This window comes from Micromonospora sp. URMC 106 (assembly GCF_051386395.1).
Classification (GTDB): Bacteria; Actinomycetota; Actinomycetes; order Mycobacteriales; family Micromonosporaceae; genus Micromonospora.
The window spans coordinates 1-1,210 of sequence record NZ_JBPQTP010000230.1; the positions used below are offsets into that span (position 1 = coordinate 1).

1 protein-coding gene is annotated in these 1,210 nt (G+C 71.6%); it reads left to right on the forward strand.

What is annotated here, in order from left to right; genetic code table 11:
* Positions 1–84 precede the first annotated feature (84 nt).
* The coding region (locus tag ACSNOB_RS31880; protein WP_436691142.1) for a KR domain-containing protein at positions 85–1,210 on the forward strand (1,126 nt) is incomplete at its 3' end.

Here is a 1,210-nt window from a genome sequence, read left to right on the forward strand (position 1 = left end):
TTGACGGCGATGGTGGCGGAGATCGTCGCCGACGGTGCGGTGTGGCGGATTCCGTCGTCGCGGCGGGATCAGGCGGAAGTCGGCGTGTTGACCTCGGCTGTCGGGCAGTTGTGGGTGGCGGGTGTGCCGGTCGACTGGGCGGCGTACCACGGGCAAGCCGGGGCCCGGCCGCGCGTGGTCGACCTGCCCACGTACGCCTTCGACCACACCTGGTACTGGCCGGAGGCGGCGACGTCCACCCCACAGGACGCCCACGCCGACGCCCTCGACGGGCGGTTCTGGGCGGCCGTGGAGTCCGGCGACCCCGACCGGGTCGGCGGCGAGCTGGGCCTCCGCGGGGACGAGCCGTTCAGCGAGGTCCTGCCGAAGCTCGCGCAGTGGCGGCGGGAGGCCCGGCAGCAGTCCGTCGTGGACTCCTGGCGGTATCGGATCGTGTGGCGGCCCGCCACCCTGGCCGGGCGGGAAAGCCTGACCGGTAGGTGGCTGGTGCTGATCCTCCCCGGCCAGGAGGAACATCCTCTGCTGGCCGGGCTGGCGGAGCGGGGCGCCGAGGTCGTCCCGGTGGTGCTGGACGAGCTGGACCGCGATCAGGTCGCGCGCCGGCTGGCGTCGGAAGCCGGGGAACCGGTCGCCGGGCTGATCTCGCTGATCTCGCTGGCCGGTGCGGGCGTGATCGAGGCGCTGGCGGTGGCCCAGGCGCTGGGTGCGGCGGGAGTCGAGGGCCGACTGTGGTGGCTGACCTGCGGCGCGGTCGCCGTGGACGACTCGGAGTCGCTGACCGACCTCACCGCCAGTTCCGTCTGGGGTCTGGGTCGGGTGGTGGGTTTGGAGTTGCCGTTGCGGTGGGGTGGGTTGGTGGATGTGCCGGTGGTGGTGGAGGGGGGTGTGGTGGATCGGTTGTGTGGGGTGTTGTCGGGTGTGTGTGGTGAGGATCAGGTGGCGGTGCGGTTGTCGGGTGTGTTTGTGCGGCGGTTGGTGCGGGCTGGTGTGGGTTCTGGTGTGGTGGGTGGTGGTTTTCGGTTGTCGGGGACGGTGTTGGTGACGGGTGGTACGGGTGCGTTGGGTGCTCGGGTGGCGCAGTGGGCGGTGGGTGTGGGTGCGGAGCATGTGGTGTTGGTGAGCCGGCGTGGTGGTGGTGCGGCGGGTGTGGGGGAGTTGGTGGGGCGGTTGGAGGGTTTGGGTGTGCGGGTGTCGGTGGTGGCGTGTGATG